Source organism: Thalassobaculum sp. (assembly GCF_965223715.1).
Taxonomy (GTDB): domain Bacteria; phylum Pseudomonadota; class Alphaproteobacteria; order Thalassobaculales; family Thalassobaculaceae; genus Thalassobaculum.
In genome coordinates, this window is the sequence record NZ_OZ245012.1 from 4,938,396 (window position 1) to 4,954,659 (window position 16,264).

General features: G+C 64.8%; 21 protein-coding genes. 3 read left to right on the forward strand and 18 right to left on the reverse strand.

The features are described 5' to 3' along the window. Positions 1-86 precede the first annotated feature (86 nt). From ACOQOP_RS22925 to ACOQOP_RS23010, 18 genes are all read right to left on the reverse strand, one after another. On the reverse strand, positions 87-539 hold the full coding sequence (locus tag ACOQOP_RS22925; protein WP_420564143.1) for a hypothetical protein: 453 nt from the start codon (positions 537-539) through the stop codon (positions 87-89). Positions 540-556: 17 nt separating this feature from the next. Then, the gene (locus tag ACOQOP_RS22930; protein ID WP_420564144.1) at positions 557-871 is read right to left on the reverse strand and encodes a hypothetical protein; all 315 of its coding nucleotides are present in this window, start codon (positions 869-871) and stop codon (positions 557-559) included. 272 nt (positions 872-1,143) lie between these two features. Further along, positions 1,144-1,515 (reverse strand): hypothetical protein, encoded by a 372-nt coding sequence (locus ACOQOP_RS22935; protein ID WP_420564145.1) that lies wholly within the window; start codon positions 1,513-1,515, stop codon positions 1,144-1,146. After that, positions 1,502-2,065 carry a hypothetical protein gene (locus tag ACOQOP_RS22940; RefSeq protein ID WP_420564146.1) on the reverse strand — a complete coding sequence of 188 codons (564 nt, stop codon included), beginning with the start codon at positions 2,063-2,065 and terminating at the stop codon, positions 1,502-1,504. The genes ACOQOP_RS22935 and ACOQOP_RS22940 overlap by 14 nt, the downstream gene beginning before the upstream one ends. Further along, the gene (locus tag ACOQOP_RS22945; protein WP_420564147.1) at positions 2,062-2,454 is read right to left on the reverse strand and encodes a hypothetical protein; all 393 of its coding nucleotides are present in this window, start codon (positions 2,452-2,454) and stop codon (positions 2,062-2,064) included. The genes ACOQOP_RS22940 and ACOQOP_RS22945 overlap by 4 nt, the downstream gene beginning before the upstream one ends. Beyond that, the gene (locus ACOQOP_RS22950; protein WP_420564148.1) at positions 2,451-3,116 is read right to left on the reverse strand and encodes a hypothetical protein; all 666 of its coding nucleotides are present in this window, start codon (positions 3,114-3,116) and stop codon (positions 2,451-2,453) included. Before ACOQOP_RS22950 ends, ACOQOP_RS22945 begins: the two co-directional genes overlap by 4 nt. Continuing rightward, the gene (locus ACOQOP_RS22955) at positions 3,104-4,825 is read right to left on the reverse strand and encodes a tape measure protein (protein ID WP_420564149.1); all 1,722 of its coding nucleotides are present in this window, start codon (positions 4,823-4,825) and stop codon (positions 3,104-3,106) included. Before ACOQOP_RS22955 ends, ACOQOP_RS22950 begins: the two co-directional genes overlap by 13 nt. A 556-nt stretch (positions 4,826-5,381) precedes the next feature. Beyond that, positions 5,382-5,630 carry a hypothetical protein gene (locus ACOQOP_RS22960; RefSeq protein WP_420564150.1) on the reverse strand — a complete coding sequence of 83 codons (249 nt, stop codon included), beginning with the start codon at positions 5,628-5,630 and terminating at the stop codon, positions 5,382-5,384. Next, on the reverse strand, positions 5,627-6,028 hold the full coding sequence (locus tag ACOQOP_RS22965; protein WP_420564151.1) for an HNH endonuclease: 402 nt from the start codon (positions 6,026-6,028) through the stop codon (positions 5,627-5,629). Before ACOQOP_RS22965 ends, ACOQOP_RS22960 begins: the two co-directional genes overlap by 4 nt. Beyond that, positions 6,025-6,186 (reverse strand): hypothetical protein, encoded by a 162-nt coding sequence (locus tag ACOQOP_RS22970; RefSeq protein WP_420564152.1) that lies wholly within the window; start codon positions 6,184-6,186, stop codon positions 6,025-6,027. The genes ACOQOP_RS22965 and ACOQOP_RS22970 overlap by 4 nt, the downstream gene beginning before the upstream one ends. Further along, on the reverse strand, positions 6,183-6,494 hold the full coding sequence (locus ACOQOP_RS22975) for a hypothetical protein (protein ID WP_420564153.1): 312 nt from the start codon (positions 6,492-6,494) through the stop codon (positions 6,183-6,185). Before ACOQOP_RS22975 ends, ACOQOP_RS22970 begins: the two co-directional genes overlap by 4 nt. Further along, positions 6,488-7,570, reverse strand: a complete 1,083-nt coding sequence (locus ACOQOP_RS22980) for a phage major capsid protein (RefSeq protein ID WP_420564154.1) — start codon at positions 7,568-7,570, stop codon at positions 6,488-6,490. Before ACOQOP_RS22980 ends, ACOQOP_RS22975 begins: the two co-directional genes overlap by 7 nt. Beyond that, entirely contained in the window at positions 7,567-7,878 is a 312-nt protein-coding gene (locus ACOQOP_RS22985) for a hypothetical protein (protein ID WP_420564155.1), read from the reverse strand. The genes ACOQOP_RS22980 and ACOQOP_RS22985 overlap by 4 nt, the downstream gene beginning before the upstream one ends. Beyond that, on the reverse strand, positions 7,875-8,729 hold the full coding sequence (locus tag ACOQOP_RS22990; RefSeq protein WP_420564156.1) for a hypothetical protein: 855 nt from the start codon (positions 8,727-8,729) through the stop codon (positions 7,875-7,877). The genes ACOQOP_RS22985 and ACOQOP_RS22990 overlap by 4 nt, the downstream gene beginning before the upstream one ends. Then, positions 8,726-9,616 carry a helix-turn-helix domain-containing protein gene (locus ACOQOP_RS22995; protein ID WP_420564157.1) on the reverse strand — a complete coding sequence of 297 codons (891 nt, stop codon included), beginning with the start codon at positions 9,614-9,616 and terminating at the stop codon, positions 8,726-8,728. Before ACOQOP_RS22995 ends, ACOQOP_RS22990 begins: the two co-directional genes overlap by 4 nt. A gap of 152 nt (positions 9,617-9,768) precedes the next feature. After that, a complete protein-coding gene (locus ACOQOP_RS23000; RefSeq protein ID WP_420564158.1) occupies positions 9,769-9,975 on the reverse strand; it encodes a helix-turn-helix transcriptional regulator in 207 nt (68 codons plus the stop codon). A 116-nt stretch (positions 9,976-10,091) separates the two neighbouring features. Further along, complete coding sequence (locus tag ACOQOP_RS23005; RefSeq protein ID WP_420564159.1) at positions 10,092-10,715, reverse strand: hypothetical protein; 624 nt, start codon at positions 10,713-10,715, stop codon at positions 10,092-10,094. Beyond that, positions 10,712-11,965, reverse strand: a complete 1,254-nt coding sequence (locus ACOQOP_RS23010) for a tyrosine-type recombinase/integrase (RefSeq protein WP_420564160.1) — start codon at positions 11,963-11,965, stop codon at positions 10,712-10,714. Before ACOQOP_RS23010 ends, ACOQOP_RS23005 begins: the two co-directional genes overlap by 4 nt. Before the next feature lie 394 nt (positions 11,966-12,359). Between ACOQOP_RS23010 and ACOQOP_RS23015 the strand changes: the two genes are divergently transcribed. The 3 genes from ACOQOP_RS23015 to ACOQOP_RS23025 all read left to right on the forward strand — a co-directional run bounded on the left by ACOQOP_RS23015 (position 12,360) and on the right by ACOQOP_RS23025 (position 16,200). Continuing rightward, positions 12,360-13,481 (forward strand): FAD-dependent monooxygenase, encoded by a 1,122-nt coding sequence (locus tag ACOQOP_RS23015; protein ID WP_420564161.1) that lies wholly within the window; start codon positions 12,360-12,362, stop codon positions 13,479-13,481. A 149-nt stretch (positions 13,482-13,630) separates the two neighbouring features. Beyond that, on the forward strand, positions 13,631-14,011 hold the full coding sequence (locus ACOQOP_RS23020) for a hypothetical protein (RefSeq protein WP_420564162.1): 381 nt from the start codon (positions 13,631-13,633) through the stop codon (positions 14,009-14,011). A gap of 110 nt (positions 14,012-14,121) precedes the next feature. Beyond that, positions 14,122-16,200: a TonB-dependent receptor family protein gene (locus ACOQOP_RS23025; protein ID WP_420564163.1), complete on the forward strand. Its 2,079-nt coding sequence runs from the start codon at positions 14,122-14,124 to the stop codon at positions 16,198-16,200. Positions 16,201-16,264: the final 64 nt, after the last annotated feature.

Consider the following 16,264-nt stretch of genomic DNA (forward strand, 5'->3'; position numbering starts at 1 on the left):
AATGGCGGAGGTGCCGGGGTGCGATTGAGGAAGGATAACTAGATTCGCTATAGATCTTGGGGCGTCACGCCCGCTTAGAGGCTTCTTCAGCGTGACAACTCTTTCATTTTTTCAATCGCCTTCAGCGCCTTCTTCTGAGCTTCATTGCCGATATTAAATGCGGCTATCTGACCGCCCCGCACATTCTGTTTTCCAGTCCCGCTCACCTTGAAGATATTTGGTGAAGTCTCCTCAATGTTGAGCGAACAAGATACTCCGCTCCAGGAGCCCCAGCTCATTCCGGTTTCGAATGTCACCAAGCCCAGGGATTCGTTCGCGTCGGTGAGTTTCCAGTCCAAGGCCTGAACAGCGCGCATGGCGAGTTTGACAACACCGGCCATCCCGCCAGTGAATGTGTCCGCCGCCCGATCGTACTTCACAATGCCAGGCGCCACGGTGGGCGCTGTCTGTGGGCGGGCAATTGGGGCACCGCATCCCGGGCACGCGACGGCCTTGTCCGAAACCTCGCGCCCGCATTCCTCGCAACTGATCAAAGCCATCTCGGGGATCCTCCGGATTATCGATCGTAGCGCTTGCCGTCTGTCGAGATGTCATAGAGGGTCTGGCTGAATGGAAGACGAAGGAAAATTGTCGCCTTCGTAGCTATCGCGGCGTTCATCATCCCTCGACAGATGAGAGTCACGCCTCCCAGCTCTCTAGCGCACATGGCGTCGGCGCTATCAATGAAGTTCGTCTTATTCATTCGAGAGATGATGACGGTACGGCCAGTGGGCACTGCGCCGATGGGCTGCACCACGAATACGGTCAGGAAGTTGTATCCAAGTATCAAGACGACGCCCAGAAAGCCGCCAAATACGAGAATGCGCTTCATGCTCCCGCCTCCCTCACAGCCGCAACTATGAGGGGATTACGATCGATACGCCATATAAATTGGAATGTGCGCTCGCCGATCTTTGTCCTGCTATCTCGCGCGCCTTCGTTACCTCGTCCCCCCGTTACACAGAAATCCGGTAACACTTTTCGGCAGTTGTGTAACACATTACGGCACCTGCTCCGGCGGGCCCTCCGCGGCGGGATTCTGGGCGTTTCGCTCCCTTCCGGTCATCTCCGATAGTTACGCGACGACGGCCGGCGCGGCACAGGTCAGGTTGCAGTCTCGTGCGTTTTGGCTGGCCCGTTCAGACACCGCGTGACGTAGCCGAGGCAGGCGCCGGTGACTTCGGCCAAGTCCGACTTCGCGACCGCCGTGATGGTCTTCTGCAGGGTGTTCCCGTCCGGCCGTCCGAGGCCGATGTGGACGACTATGCCGAGGGCGTCCAGGTCGACCGCCTTGACCCGATCGATGGCCGGCAGCAGCCCACCAAACGCCCGGGACATACGGATCAATCCGTCCGCGGTTGGCTTCAGAGCCACGGCCTCGCCGGCTAGGGTCAGTGCGAAACTCTCGCTGGCCGCGGGGGCGGACGGCTTCTCGGAAGCGGCTTCGGCGGTCTGTACGGCGTTAGGCTGGCTCATGGGTCGGATCCTTTTCGGTGATGTCGTTGGCAGGGCTATGGCTGGCGTCGAGCTCGCGGGCCAGGGCGGCGGCGATCTCTTGGACGCGGTGACCAAGTTCGACGGTGCTGGCATGGGCGGCCGGATCCTCCCAAAGCTGGGAAAGAGCGGCGGCGTAGTCGACGTGCATGCCCACCAGCAGGGCGAACCGCCAGCGGTCGCGCTCCTTGGGCCAGGCCTCTCCTCGGTCGACGGCGGCGCCGGCGGCAGCCTCCGCAGAGCGGACCATCTGCGCCATGAAGGTCGGTTCCGCGATCCCGGCGTCCTTCAGCTTGCGCCGAGCCGTGATCACGCTGCGCAGGTTCGGCGGATCGAACGCCAGTTCCTCGCCGGCCATGTGCAGATACAGGGCCGACAGTTCGCCGGCGATCCGGCTGGCCATGGTCCGCCAGGTCTGCCGCGGTGTCTCCGGGCCCAGGTGGCGGGCCAGTTCCTCCTGCGTGGCCAGCAGGCGCTCGATGATTTCTCCTCGGCGGGCGTTGCGCAGGTCTTCCATGGTCTCAGCGGTCATGTGTCGTCCTCCAGGGCAGCGGCGAACAGGTCGACGATCTCCCCGTCCTTCGCCTCAGCGTCGGCCATGGTGGCGCGCACCTCAGCGGCGCTCATGCCGTCCGGCAGCAGGCGATTGCGGGTTTCGGTGCGGATCTGGGCCAGGGCGGTGTCGACCACATCCCGGCCGGCCGGCGTCAACCGCACCCGGGCCAGGAGCGGACGGACGGCTTGGACGACCGCGTCGGCATGCCGGTCGGCGACGTCTTCCATGCGCTCGGCAAAGGCGGCGGGGTCGAAGGCGCCGGACGATCGGGCCTCGGTCAGATCGGCCAGCAGTGCCGCGCGCTCCGGTGCGAAGCGCTTGGCCACGCCACGGGCGACGGCGCCCAAGGTTGCGCGGTTGATCATGCCGCGGCCTGCTGTGCCAGGAACGCCGCGACTTCCTCGGCGTTCGGATCGCCGAAGGCCTTGGCGTGCTGGTCATAGTCCGGATAGAGCCCGACGATGCGCTGATCCGCCCCGGCCGACGTGACGGTGGTCAGGTGCATCACCCCGCCGATGCACATGCCGTCCATACCTCGCCCGGTGCCGATCTTTTCGGCCGCGTGCTGCGCGAGTGCGAGCCGATAGAACTGCTGCATAGTCACGGTCGCCGGAAGGGCCGGGATCCCCTCCCGCGAAGGCAGCAGGTAGACACCCGGTTCGAAGACCTTGGCCTCTACCGGCTTCGCGTGTTCTCGAGAGAACTGCATTACGGCAAGTCCGCCGGATCGACCGCTAAAGCCGGCGACGGTGACCTCGATGCCGCTATGGCCTATCAGATCGTCCTCGGCAATGCTGTCGATCCAGGACGCGGCGGCGATCTCCGCTTCATCAAGATCAACGCAGCGGGCTGCGACCGGGTCAAACGTGTCGCCGATCCAGCACCGCCCGCGGGTACACCAGGCGAACCGGTCGGCGGTGTGCACCTTTTGGACGGTAAGCCCTACCGGCTCGCCCTTCGCATATTGGAGCGTATCGCTCAGAAGCTCGATGCGGTCGGCGGTGTAGAGGATATTCAGGACGGACACGACAGCGCCTCCATGATTAGTTGGTCGAACTCGGTGAAGTCGTCGGGGAACATGCTGCGGTTGGCCGCTAGGTCGGCAGCGGCCTTATCGGCCTCCCGAATCCGCTCCCGGTTCTTTTCCCAGACCGTGTTCAGGCGTTCGGTTTCCGCGACACTGCCCCGGATCTTCGCTTCCAAGTCGTCGCTGATCTCCAGGCCATCGGCGCGGTATCCATTGATGACCTGCTGGATTCTCGCCTCTGCTTCGCCGAGCTCCAGGCGAGTGCGGGCAAATCGCTCCTGCGCTCCCAGGTCCGCGACGATGTCATCGATTTTGAGAGCGTTCGCCCGGCGTTGCTCCAGCGCGGTTAGTTCTTCGAGCACCGGCAGGTAAGTCTCGCCGGTGCGGGCCATCACCTGCCCACTTTCGATGGCTTCCTTGTTCGTCTTGTTGAACGCGCTGGCCATGCTCTCCGCCCGGCCCAGCAGATCGGTATGCGTCTCGAAAGCAGCCAGGGCATCCCGGCCACCCATGCCGAAGGCCTCCATGGCTCCGCTCGCCGCAAAGAGCTGTTGGCGGATATCGGTCAGGTTGTCGGTGACGTGCTTCGCGGCGGCTGGCGGCAGGATCTTGTTCGCCACCCCGCCATCGCCTGCGGTCGGAGCGATGCCGCCCGTCTGGATGCGTGTGATCGCGGCCTCGACCTCTGCCAGATCCGCCCGCGCTTTGGAGAGCGTGCCGAACCAATTGTCGGGGTTCGTCTTTTCCAGCACCGCAACTTGCTGCCGTAGGCTTGCTGCGCGATTTTCCAGGATCTCCATGGACTGCGCGGAAGCCGGGCCGAAATTCTCTTGCAGCCGCGTGCCCATCCAATCGAAGGCTTTGCCCAAACCGATGACGGCGTCCGCCATCACCGACGACGCGCCGGACACCTCGTCGGCTCGGCCGATGAAGCTGACAAAGCCGTTTTCGAGGACCGTGAAAGCTTGTCCGATCGTGCTCTCGGTCTGCTGAAACTGCGCATCGATGGCCGGGAGTTGGGTCAGGAAGGCGCTGAAGAACGCCTCGGATGAGACGCTGCCGTCATTCACCAGCGTCCGGAGCCGCGAAACGCTGCCGCCGGCGCGATCCAGCCCGTCGGCCACAGCCTGGGCAATGCGGGGCGCACCTTCGAGGATCGAGTTGAACTCCTCGGCCCGGACGATCCCGCCCCCGATCGCCTGCGACAGCTGCAACAGAGCGCCCGACGCGGTCGCGGCCGAACCGCCGGACACCGCCAGCGCCTTGCCCACGCCCTCGGTGAACTGGAGTAGCTGCTCCTGATCGGCGCCCAACTCCTTCGCGGCGACCGAGAGCCGGGCGTACAATTGAGCATTCGCGGACAGGTCGGTCCGGGTGCGCTGGGCGATTGAAAGAAGCTGGTCCGTCACCCGGGCCGCTTGCTGTGTCGAGCCGGTAGCCACTGTCAGGGAGTTCTGCACCTGCCGCCAGGCATCAGCGTACCGCCCAATCTCGCGGACGCTGAGGGCCACACCGACTCCAGCAAGGCCGCGGGTTAGCAGGCTTCCTGCCTTGTTCACGCGATCCATGGCGCTGTCGACGCTGCGCATGTGGCGGTCGGTCCGGCGGGAGAAGTCGCCGACTGTGTCGTCCGCCCGCTTCAGCTCGCGGCGCAGCCGTTCCGTCGTGGCGTCGAGTTGGATCAGAAGCTGCTCAGTCGCCGTTGCCATTGATCACAAGGCCTCCATGACCTGATCTGCAAATTTCAACTGCACGCAAATTTTAATTCGCACGCGCAGAAATTTGACCACCGACGCGGCATGCGACCGGTCCCCGTAAGGGGTTTTCGAGCCCGCCCCCCTCCTCATGGTGTCGGCGCTCCCAGTTCGCGCCACAGGGCGTCGTGGAGCGGCGCGACGGGCTGTCCGTCAGCGTTCCGCATGAGGTGGAAGGGCCGCCGGCCGTGGGTGATCGCTGCCGTGATCTCGCGGTGATGGGCGGCGCAGAGGGACGCGAAAGGCCCAGCCAGGAACTTGGCCCAATCGGTCGGCGGCTCCGTATGGTGTACGTCAGTAGCCAGCTCGATCCGGCCGAAAACCACGCTGCAAACCCGGCAAAGCGGCTCCGATGCGAGATGGTCCGGCCGGACTCGGTTGCGCCACGCTGCACGGAGGTACCACCGGCGCTGCTCCTGATTGCGCTCATACCGGCGCGCGTCGGTTCTGCGGCGCTGCTGCTGGCGGGAGGCCGATCGAGGGGCGCGGTGGACTGGCGGGCGGGTTGGCATCAACCGGTAACCTCATCGCCGTCTTCATCGTCGGCCTCTTCGCCGCAAGCGGCGAGTTCTTCGGGGCTGGCGTGGTGCTCCGGGTCAACCAGGTAGAGCAGATCCTTCCGCGCCTCGTCGGACGGCATGCGGATCAGTCCCTGGATCGCCAGGAGGCTGGCGGCGTTTTCCCGTTCCATGCCAAGGCGGATCAAGTCGGAGATCGCGCCTTCGATGATCGCCCGCACCTGGGCTGTCGCATCACTCACTGGTCGCTCCCTTGGTTCCAGGGGTGTCCCGGGTCGATCGGCCGGCCGGATAGGTCCGCGCCCTTCAGCCGACCGCTGGATTCCATCTGCTGCTTCTCACGCCCATGGTGCGACGCGCAGAGCGGCTGCAGATTGGTCTCGTCCCACATGAGGGACGGGTCACCTCGGTGCGGCACGATGTGGTCGGCCACCGTCGCTTCGGTGGTAAGTCCCTCGGCCTGGCACATCCGGCACAGCACATTTTCAGGGCGGGAGAGGAAACGCCGGCGCATCCGTTGCCATCGCGGGTTGTAGCCTCGCTGAGCGGCAGTGCCGCGCTTGGCGTCGATCTCGCGCCACCGGCCAACCGGCTGTTCGCTGACACTTTTCCTGGATGTTTTTTGAAGATCGTCGGTCACTGGAACTTCGCCCCCAACTGAACGAACTCGCGTGCGGCCTCGGCCATGATCTGACATTCGGCGTCGGTCGGGTTGCGGGCGGTTCGGGTCCAGTGTGCCGACACCATCGCGGCGTACACGGAAACTTCGGCCTCGGTCAGGGGGACGGAAATCGTCATTGCAGCGCCTCCGTGGCCATGGCTTCCGGTCCGTCCTCCGGCGCAGGTCGTTTGCCGATCGCAGCTCGGACGGGGATCCGAGGCTTGTTGCGCCGTGCCTCTTCCAGCACTGCCTCGAGCGTCTCCACTCTGGCTGCCAACTCGGCATTGGCAGAGCGAACCTCCTTCAGGGCCTGGCCGAATACCGCGGCGACATCGTTCAAGGCGTCCTCGACGTCGACGAGCGAGGCCGGGCCAGTCGGATTGGCATTTGCCCGAGCCAGGACGTCCTTTAGGGCGTCGAGGCTGGGACCTGGTTCGGTCACCATGTCGCGCCCTCAACGAATGCGACCGCATTGGTTCGCCGCTTGGCGAACGCGATCTCATGGATTACCCGGGCGGCGACACTCGCCGTCTGCCACAGTGACCGGACCGGAGCTGCCGTGGTCGGGCCAGAACTTGATACGATCGCCGTCGGCGTGTTGCTCATGTGCAGCGCCGCGTGGGTGCTCGCATCGATCAGCGGCGCCGGGTCGATCGACACCACCAGCGATCGACCGTCGGCCGCGATCACCCGCCCGTCCGGGACGGAAGCGCTGACGACCAGGTCGAGACCCGCAGCCAGTCGAGGTGCTTTGATCCGCAGCCGTCCGATCTGCTTGGCGTTGGCGATAAACATCAGCTCGCCAGACCCTCCGGCAGCCGTGGCGTCTATCAGGGCGACGAGGTCGGTTTCGATTGCAGTCAGGTCGCCGCCGGCAAAGCCCGTGACAGGGGTCAGACCGTTCAGGAGTCCGGCATGGGCGGAGGAACTGGCGGCCGTCGTCGACAGGAAAGCCGCGTCGAGCCCCGCCGATACATCTTCGCGGAGCATTGTGTCGAAGATTGCGGCTGCATCGCTGCGTCGCTGCAGTTCATACGACCAGACGACCATGTGGGCCAACTTGCGGGCCGGGCCAACTTCCACATCCTCGAAGGTCGGGGCCGCCACTGGGATCGCATTGTTTTCAGCCACCCATGCGGGGGCTTCTGGGCCGCTGGTGCGCACCGGGTGGTGGATGGAGTATTCTCCACTGGCACGAGCAGCCACGGCTTGCGCGATCAGCCGGGCGGAGGCGTTGTAAGGCGCGAGGCTGACCAGGTAGTCGGCCCAGGCCTGGCGGGCTACTTCGGCAGCCCAGCCGGCCGCGCTGGAGCTGCCCGGGTCGACAGCCGCTCGCCCGTCCGTCTTGACGTGCTCGCGGTTCAGCAGGAAGCGCCCGACCAGGTCATCCGACGTCAATCGGTCTTCCGGATCCGCTCCGCGACCGTCAAGCCGTGCGGCGGCGGCGGCGCGACAGGTGGCGACGAAATGGTCGGCTGGTGGCGTGGTTCGGTTTGGAACGATGCCGGGTTTCAGGCTCATCGCGACGGTCTCCGAATTTGATATCGCGAATCTCGCATGTTCCCGGATGCGGCATTGTCACGCGTGACGCTTTCAGGGAGGTGCACGTTGGTCAGCAGCTCGGCCGCGGCGCGCTCGATCGCGGCGCGGTCATCCGCGGCGGTCGGCGCGAGGTATCCCAGCCGGACCAGGATGTCGCTCGCCTCGACCTCGGGCACAGCAACGCGCAGCACGATGATGCCTTCCCGGTCGAGTTGTCGCTTGCGGCGCTGGCGCTCGGCGTTCTTTCGTCGGCGCTCACAGTCGGCGCTTGGTCGTTGCCCGGTCATTTGGCGGCCTCATCCTTGGCACGCCCTGGCTCCGGAGCGATTGTCCCCTCATGGGCCTTATGCCACTCCGCGAACTCAGCCAACGCATCTCGAAGAACCGTGGCGGCATCGTCTTCGTGCGCGGCGGCAGCAACTTCGGTGTGCCAATCGCTCGCCGGGCTTAGCTTTTGGTCGTCCATTGCGGCTCGTAGCGCGATGACATCCTCACTGGCTTGCGCAGCGATGCTCAGCTTGGCCCACCAACGTACGGGGAGGCCCAGGCAGCGATCGTCCAACGGGATGAAATTCGGAACTAGCTCCCGTAGGCCGGCGAGGACCGCTGCATTGGCAGCACGGCGGCGCCGATTTTCCGCGTCTTGGACTTCGCGGCGGACCTCAGCCTTCGCCTGTCGGTCGGCGTGCTGGCGGCGCACCTCGCTGCATGCATTCAGGTGCCGAAGAGCCTTTCGGCGCCGGTCGGCGAGTTCCTCACAGATCTCGACCAGTTCGGCGACGGTGGGGAGCCACTTGCTTGTGCGGACGATCTGTCGGCAGGCGTCGCGAACAACATCCTCCGGATACTCGGCAATGTTTTCAGCCAATGCGAGGATGTATGGGCGCTGGTCTCCTTGCGGGCGCTGGGGGTAAGCGCCGACCATCTTTGCCAGCGCCCGTTCCAGGGCGTTGATTTCGATCGCCTCGTTCGCCGCCTCGAGCTCGCCGCGGAGCTCGTGCTCTTCTTCGCGCGACGGAAGGACGCTGTGTTGGTCTGGCTTCGTGTAGGCAAGCCATCGAAATTCACTCGAGTCGAGTTTCGGGGTGATGGAACTCGGCCGGTGGTCTTTTCGGAGAACGGCAGGTAGACGACTCATCGGCCACCATCCTCAAATCCCAATCGGATCTGGTCGAACACCTCCTTGGTGGCCGCCACTCCGCTAGGCCGCTGATCTTTCGAACCAACGTTGACTCGTTGGTGACGGTCGATGGCGATCCTAACCCAGCTCCGCCAGGTCGCGGGCCAATCGAGCTTGGCGGCATCCTTGCCTGCCTTGGCGATCCAGTAGTCTCGGAATTGGTCCGCCTCGCGGTCGGTCTCCCTGTCGCTCAATCCCTGCTGTCTGGCGAAGGCCCGGTCGTCCTCGCTGGGCTGCCAGGATGGATCGATCCGGGTGGCCTTCGGTGACCTGGCCGACTTGCCGCCGTCGTCGTTCGCTGAAAGCGGCGCGATCGGGCGCGCGCACTCTACCGGTTCATCTACCGGTTCAGTTCTACCGGTTCTTTCTAAGAGTTCGGGTGCACCGTTCGACACCACCCCGGTGCACGGTTCGACACCACCCCCGTGCACCGTTGTGCACCCCTCCGGTGCATCGTCGGACACCGGTGCATCATTCGACACCGGTGCATCCTCGTGCACCGGTGCGCCGTCATGCACCAGCCGTCGCCATGGCAGGGTGTAGGTGTTCGCAGCGTTGCCGCCGCCGGCTCGCTTCAAGATGAGACCGGATCTGACCAGTTCGTCGATCGCGGAGATCGCGGCCCTTCGTTTGCAGCCGATATCCTCGGCGAGCGTTGCGAGCGATGGCCAGGCCAACCCCGTGCTGCTGTTTAGGTAGGCGGTCTCAATGGCGATGCCGGCGCGGACGGCAAGCCCACCGATCGACGTTTCACCGATAAGCAGGCGGCGGAACCGGGCGCGGGCGCCCGCCTGCTCTCTCGGGTCGGTCGGTCGAGATGCAAGATCTTTGTCAAAGTCGGTCATCGGCGCCCCGTTGAACGAGAGCGGCGCGCGCCTTGTGCGTCTGCGGGGTTTGGGCTACGTTCTGAACTGTCCTGGCTGGCCAGCTGGACGAACTTCGAGGCCCCGCGATCCACTCGGACGGCGGGGTTTCGTGCTTTCGGGGGAGGCATGGTTCACGCTGCGGCTGTGTCGCTGTGGGACGCCGTACGTCCTTCCAGCCAGTCATCAACGTCCGACTCGACCCAGGCTGTGGTGTTTGGACCAAGCCGTACGCCCCTCGGGAAGCCGTGGTGACGTATCCACCGGCCGAGCGTCTGGCGATTGGAAACGATGCCTCGTTCCACCAGATCTGCGAACCGAATAAACCGAGTATTGGTCATTTGCCGTACTCCGGTGTGATGTACCGGAGCACCATGTATACCGAGGGACGTGTCAGGTGGTCCTGGATGTTCGCGGGAGATATTTTAGGACGCTAGGATCGTGCCGCGACCGTTGGCTAACCTTCGAAGGTTCTTGGTTTTACAAACGGCGCGCCTGGTTGTTTTGGAATCCAGTCGGGTGCAGCTATCTTCTTGTATCTACTCCAAATTCCTTCGATGTCCTTGTAAGAAATGCTGCCATAGTCCCCAACTGCATCGCTCCCGTTAAATGCGTTGGCGACAATCGAACAAGCGCTCAGATTTCTGCCGGTTGGTGTCAGGCCGAACCTTTCACTGACCAACAGAACCGCCAGGAAAATCGCTATGTCGCGTAGAAAGAAATCCGCCTTCTTTCGTCCCGGCCGTCCTGGGGGTCTGCCGGCCAACAACTCCATGTTATAGGCAGAAAGATAGGTCGGCATGACCTCGCCGCGGTTCGAGTATTCGAGCATGAGCTCGCGAAGCGCCTCATCGGCGACCGACACTCCATCTCTCGCCAAGTCGACCACGTCCATCAATGCCTCAGGCCGGCTCACCGCGATCCGCTTTACCATCTCAACGGCAAACTGACGGTTGTGCGCTTTGTTCAGCCAAACCGCGGAAATTCCGAACAATTCGACTTCTTCAACAGTCATCCTGTCGATAGTGGCGAGCGCGTAGGACATGGCCGCGGCCTCGCGGGCCTGATCGACATGTTTCATTTGCCTGCCCTCATGGGAACCACGTTGTCAGATTGTTTCCCTTCGACCACGGCAAGCACATGGTCCCCCCATGCGCTCAGAGCTCGAGCCTTTTCATCCCGATACTCGTAGACGTCATAGGTCGCTCCGAGCTTTCCACCGACGGCATGGCCGATTACCCGCTCGGCGACGTCTCGGGCGATGCCCAGGCGCGACATGCCCGTCCGGCAAGTTCGCCTCAGATCATGTAGAGTCCACGGCTGCATGGCCTCGGAATCCTCGCCTCGCGCCTCGGCGATCGCTTTGTCCAATGCCGCCTTCGGCTTTTCGAGGTTGTGGAATGGCTTCCCTTTGATTCGACCTATGAACACGTGCTCCGCTCGGTCCTTGAACGGCATGGACGCCAGTCGTTCGAGTACGGCATCGCTCAGCGGCACCATATGGGGCCGACCGCCTTTGAAGCGCGCCGTCGGAATGATCCAGGTCCGCTCCTCCAGGTTGAACTCGGACCAAGGCGCAGACCGCACCTCGTCCCGGCGCTGGCCAGTGAGGATCAACATCTTGACGATTTCGCCAGCCGGATAGCCCAGCGTGTCTGACGCTTGCCACACTTCGCGCAACTCAGCATCGCTTAGCACACGCTCGCGCGGAGCCTCGGCTGAGGCCCTCTTGATGCCGACCATAGGGTTGGCTTCGATCAGGTCTTCGCCGACAGCCCAGTTCAGTATCGCGTTCAGGCGAGCGAGGGCACGGTTGGCGGCGACGGGATAAGTCTCGGCGATCTCCTGCACCATCTGTCGACCATGAGCTCGAGACAGATCGACAAGAGAGACGGAGCCCAGGCGAGGGCGGATATGGTTGTCGATCTCCCCTTGTGCGGCCTCCCAGCGTCTCACCCGCTTCTTCAGGTAGCGTTTCACATACACGTCGGCGAGATCGCCCATCGTAGTCGGAAGCGTGACCAAGTCTGCAGCGGCTTTCGCTGCTCTCTTTGCTGCGGCCGGATCTATCCCCCGGTCCACTGCGTCCAGTGTCTCACGGAGCCGTTGCCGCGCGAGGGAGAGGGGGAAGGCCTCTTCGTGGTATTTGCCCAAGGTCAGCTTGACGGGTTTCCCAGCGGCGTTGCGATACCGGGCGGCCCATGACTTCGCGCCGCTCGGCTGGACCACCAGGTAAAGACCGGATCCGCCGTCCGGAATCTCCCTTCGCTTTGGATTTTCTGGATCAGGCTTGGCCTTTTCGACGGCCTTGGCGGTGAGCGGTGATGGCATGACGTAGACCCTCAGGGGTAACTCTGGGGTAACGGAAATGCACGTGCTTCGGCGTTAATTCGCGTTACCCAATGTGATACCATATTCGGCAAATTCCGCAGAATGTCTAGAGAATTGATGCCCTAGCGTTACGTCGCATGGGTTGATGTGAGTTGGTTGGATACGTCTCCCAGACGTGAAGCCTCCCTGTTCAACTTGCCGGGAACTGCGGTTCCCGGCAGTTTTTTTATGGGCGCACGGTGCTCGCCCGTCCGCACGTATCCTCTCGGAATGATCAATCCACCGGGTCCGCTGGGCAGCCGAACGATAGGCCGGCGGGGCCGCCGGGGCTTTGCACCCGCACAATCCGCGACCATATTCCGTGCCGAGGAAACGCCGGGAAGCGAGCGGTCGGATGCAGGTCGACGCAGTCATCGTTGGAGACGGTCCCACCGGCCGTCTCGCCTACAGGGTTCTGAGCGGGCTGGGGCTGGACACGGTCATCGTCGCGCCGGCCAATACCCATGGGGCGGACCCACGGACCACCGCCCTGCTGCCGTCCAGCGTCGAGGGGCTTGACGGTCTCGGGATCGATGTCCGGCCCAAGGCGACGCCGCTGCCGACCATGATCATCGAATCCCTGGGCCCGTTCGGCACCACTGCGGAACGGTTCTCGGCCGCCGAGGTCGGCGCCGAATATCTCGCTCTCAACCTGCCGATCGGCGATCTGGTCGGCCTCATGCCGGCCGAGAACCGGGTGGAGGACAAGGTCGTCGCCCTGCGCCACGGCGCCGGCGACGTGACCGCGATCACCGAGGGCGGTGCTGAGATCACCGCCCGGCTGGCGGTCGCCGCCGACGGCGTGAAGTCGCCGACCCGCGAGGCAGCCCGCATCCGCCTGTGGCGCCAGCCACTCGGCCTGAGCGCGCTGTGCGCGCCAGTCGAACTGGACACCCCCCATGAGGGCCTCTGCATCGAGCGCTACGACGACACCGGCTCGATCACCGTCATCCCCGTCGGGAGCCGGGCGGGATCGCTGATCTCCATCGCCCCGAGTGCCGATGTCGACCGGCTGCTGGCGGCGGGTCTGCCGGCGATCGAAGCCTCCGCGGCGCGGCGCCAGCCGGCCTATGGCGCGATCCGGCTCACCGCATCGCCGGTCGTCTTTCCCGTCTCCCTCGGCTGGGCGCCGACCCCCGCCCGCCGCCGGGTCGTCGCGGTCGGCGAGGCGGCGCATACCGTGCCGCCGATCGGGGCCCAGGGCTGGAACCTGGCGGTGCGCGATCTCCTCGCCCTGCAGGAGGTGCTGGCAGGTGCCGTGCGTGCCGGCGGCGATATCGGCGGCAACGCGGTGCTCGCCCGCTATATCCGCCGGCGCCGCTTCGAGCTGCCCGGCCGGCTCGCGGCGGTCGGAATGCTGGCCGGGGTGGCGACCGATACCTCCCTGCGCGGACGGCTGGCCCGACAGGTCGGTCTCGGCGTCCTGTCGCGCGTCCCGCCGATCAAGCACGGGCTGATGCGTAGCGGCCTCGCCTGACCCGACCGACGTTCCGCCAAAAGGCTTCCCCGCGACGTTCCTGACCCTGGACACGGGCGCGCCTACGTGGTGTAGATCGTCCCATGACGCGGGGGCGCAGGCATAATCAGTCCGCCGACTCAACGGGTTGGCTGGGAGCAGGCGGGTGGTTGACCCATCTGCTGCTTGTGCTGTTCGCCCTGCGGGCCGTTATCCCGGTCGGCTACATGCCCGACCCGGCCGCCCTGCAGGACGGCCGTTTCGAGATCGTGGTCTGTACCCCCGCCGGGCTGAAGACGATCACGGTCACCCCGGACAGATCCGGCCCGGGCGGCGCCGAGAAGGCGCCCACCGACGAACTCAGCGCGCCCGAGTGTCCGTTCCAGACGGTCATCGCCAAGGCGCTGATCGTTCCCGACCAGATCGGCGCGCCACTGCGCTGGAGCCCGGCGGCCCTGCCGGGCGGCGGAACCACGTCCACCTCGCTGCTGCGGTCCTCGCTGACGGGGCCGCCGCTCGGCCTCCGCGCCCCTCCGGTATCGGCTCTCTGAAGCCACATCCCGTCCGGTCCAACAGGACGGTCATTGTTCCTATTGCCTGAGCGGAGGGTACGGCGACGCGTCGCCGTGCCGCCAGGCACCGAGCCATATCGGAGACTTTCATGTCGTATTCCGTTGCCCGCCAGGGCATGCGGTCGGCGATGTGCGCGGCCTTGCTGTGCACCGTCGCCGTTCCCGTCTTCGCGCAGTCCAGCCAGCCGGTTGAAATGCTGAAGATCACCGTCACCGGCACGGCGGAGCCGTCGCTGACGGTCCCGTCCACCGAGGAGGCCACCCGCCGGATCGAACAGACCCCGGGGGCGGTGGAGGTGGTGCCCGACACCGTCTGGCGCGACACCGCCGCCACCACCATGAAGGACATGCTGGACTACACCCCTGGCGTCCTGATCCAGCCGAAATGGGGCGAGGATTCCCGCCTGTCGATCCGCGGCTCCGGCCTGTCGCGCAACTTCCACATGCGCGGTATCCACCTGTACCAGGATGGAATCCCGATGAACGCCGCCGACGGCGGCGCCGACTTCCAGGAGCTGGACCCGACCGCCTATCGCTATGTGGAGGTCTACAAGGGCGGCAACGCCCTGCGCTACGGCGCCAATGCCCTGGGTGGGGCGATCAATTTCGTCACGCCGAGCGGGCATGACGCCGGCCCGGCAGAGGGGCGCCTGGACGTGGGCAGCTTCGGCTTCCGCCGGATGCAGCTCAGCAGCGGCGCTGCCGAGGGCGACGTGGACGGCTATGTCACCGGCTCGTTCCTGACCCTGGACGGCTACCGTGACCATAGCGGCGGCGAGTCGAAGCGGGCGTCGGGCAATGTGGGCTGGCGGCTGAGCGACAATGCCGAGACGCGCTTCTACCTGAACGTCACCGACATCCAGCAGGACATCCCGGGATCGGTGACCAAGCAGGCGGCACTGACCGATCCGAAGACGGCGGCGGCGGGGAACCTGCGTCTCGACTATCAGCGGAACATGGAATCGGTGCGGTTCGCCAACAAAACCACCGTCGAGATCGACAACACGGTGGCGGAGTTCGGCGGGTACGCGATCAACAAGAACCTGATCCACCCGATCTTCCAGTATCTCGACTACACCTATAACGATGTCGGCGCCTTCGCCCGGGCGACCAACGAGCACAGCCTGTTCGGCCACGGCAATACGCTGACCTTCGGGGTGAACGTGTTCGGCGGCTGGCTCGACAACCGTCAGTACGTGAACAACGGCGGCAGCAAGGGCGCGCTGCTCTCCGGTTCCGAGGACCGGTCGCTGAACGTGACCGGCTATGCGGAGAATGGGTTCGACCTCACCCCCGACCTGACCCTTGTGACCGGCGTCCAACTCGTCCACGCCAACCGCGAGCGGGTCGACGAGGTGGACGACGCCAACGACACGTCCGGCGAGGCCGACTACAACTTCATCAACCCGAAGATCGGCCTGCTGTGGCAGGTCGATCCGGACTGGCAGGTGTTCACCAACGTCTCGCGCAGCGGCGAGGCGCCAACGTTCAGCGAGGTCAGCTTCGCCTCCGGCACGACCCTGCTGGACATCAAGCCGCAATACGCCACGACCTTCGAGATCGGCACCCGCGGCAGACGGGAAGACTTCACCTGGGATCTGGCGGTCTACCGGGCGCACCTGGAGAACGAGTACCAGTATTTCGATCTCGGCGGCGGCAACTACCGTGTGGTGAACGCCGACGAGACGATCCACCAGGGCATCGAGGCGGCGGTCGGCTGGGCACCGGTCAAGGGGCTGTTCACCGATGGACCGAACCCGGACCGGCTGTGGATCAATACCGCCTATACCTTCAGCGACTTCCGCTTCGACGACGACCCGACCTATGGCGACAACGACCTGCCGGGCGCGCCGCGGCATTTCCTGCGGGCCGAGCTGCTCTACAAGAGCCCGCATGGCTTCTACGCCGGGCCGAACGTGGAGTGGGTGCCCGAGGCCTACTATGTCGACAACGAGAACACCCAGGACACCGAGGCCTATGCCCTGCTCGGCTTCAAGGCCGGCTACGAGTATTCGGAGCACCTGTCGTTCTTCGTCGACGCGCGCAACCTGACCGACGAGGAGTACATCGCGACCACCAGCGTGGCCGCGACGGCGACCACGAGCTCTGCGCTGTATGAGCCGGGAGTGGGTCGCGCGGTCTATGCCGGACTGCGCCTGCGCTGGTGAGGCGGAGGGCCGGCGGCGTGCGGACGTCGCCGGCCTTGCTGCCGGATCGCAGCTAATCCTTTCT

Excerpts from the sequence above, each read along its gene's own strand:
- ACOQOP_RS22925 (WP_420564143.1), bottom strand. The coding sequence starts at position 539 with ATGGCTTTGATCAGTTGCGAGGAATGCGGGCGCGAGGTTTCGGACAAG.
- ACOQOP_RS22930 (WP_420564144.1), bottom strand. The coding sequence starts at position 871 with ATGAAGCGCATTCTCGTATTTGGCGGCTTTCTGGGCGTCGTCTTGATA.
- ACOQOP_RS22935 (WP_420564145.1), bottom strand. The coding sequence starts at position 1,515 with ATGAGCCAGCCTAACGCCGTACAGACCGCCGAAGCCGCTTCCGAGAAG.
- ACOQOP_RS22940 (WP_420564146.1), bottom strand. The coding sequence starts at position 2,065 with ATGACCGCTGAGACCATGGAAGACCTGCGCAACGCCCGCCGAGGAGAA.
- ACOQOP_RS22945 (WP_420564147.1), bottom strand. The coding sequence starts at position 2,454 with ATGATCAACCGCGCAACCTTGGGCGCCGTCGCCCGTGGCGTGGCCAAG.
- ACOQOP_RS22955 (WP_420564149.1), bottom strand. The coding sequence starts at position 4,825 with ATGGCAACGGCGACTGAGCAGCTTCTGATCCAACTCGACGCCACGACG.
- ACOQOP_RS22970 (WP_420564152.1), bottom strand. The coding sequence starts at position 6,186 with ATGACGATTTCCGTCCCCCTGACCGAGGCCGAAGTTTCCGTGTACGCC.
- ACOQOP_RS22975 (WP_420564153.1), bottom strand. The coding sequence starts at position 6,494 with ATGGTGACCGAACCAGGTCCCAGCCTCGACGCCCTAAAGGACGTCCTG.
- ACOQOP_RS22980 (WP_420564154.1), bottom strand. The coding sequence starts at position 7,570 with ATGAGCCTGAAACCCGGCATCGTTCCAAACCGAACCACGCCACCAGCC.
- ACOQOP_RS22985 (WP_420564155.1), bottom strand. The coding sequence starts at position 7,878 with ATGACCGGGCAACGACCAAGCGCCGACTGTGAGCGCCGACGAAAGAAC.
- ACOQOP_RS22990 (WP_420564156.1), bottom strand. The coding sequence starts at position 8,729 with ATGAGTCGTCTACCTGCCGTTCTCCGAAAAGACCACCGGCCGAGTTCC.
- ACOQOP_RS22995 (WP_420564157.1), bottom strand. The coding sequence starts at position 9,616 with ATGACCGACTTTGACAAAGATCTTGCATCTCGACCGACCGACCCGAGA.
- ACOQOP_RS23000 (WP_420564158.1), bottom strand. The coding sequence starts at position 9,975 with ATGACCAATACTCGGTTTATTCGGTTCGCAGATCTGGTGGAACGAGGC.
- ACOQOP_RS23005 (WP_420564159.1), bottom strand. The coding sequence starts at position 10,715 with ATGAAACATGTCGATCAGGCCCGCGAGGCCGCGGCCATGTCCTACGCG.
- ACOQOP_RS23010 (WP_420564160.1), bottom strand. The coding sequence starts at position 11,965 with ATGCCATCACCGCTCACCGCCAAGGCCGTCGAAAAGGCCAAGCCTGAT.
- ACOQOP_RS23015 (WP_420564161.1), top strand. The coding sequence starts at position 12,360 with ATGCAGGTCGACGCAGTCATCGTTGGAGACGGTCCCACCGGCCGTCTC.
- ACOQOP_RS23025 (WP_420564163.1), top strand. The coding sequence starts at position 14,122 with ATGTCGTATTCCGTTGCCCGCCAGGGCATGCGGTCGGCGATGTGCGCG.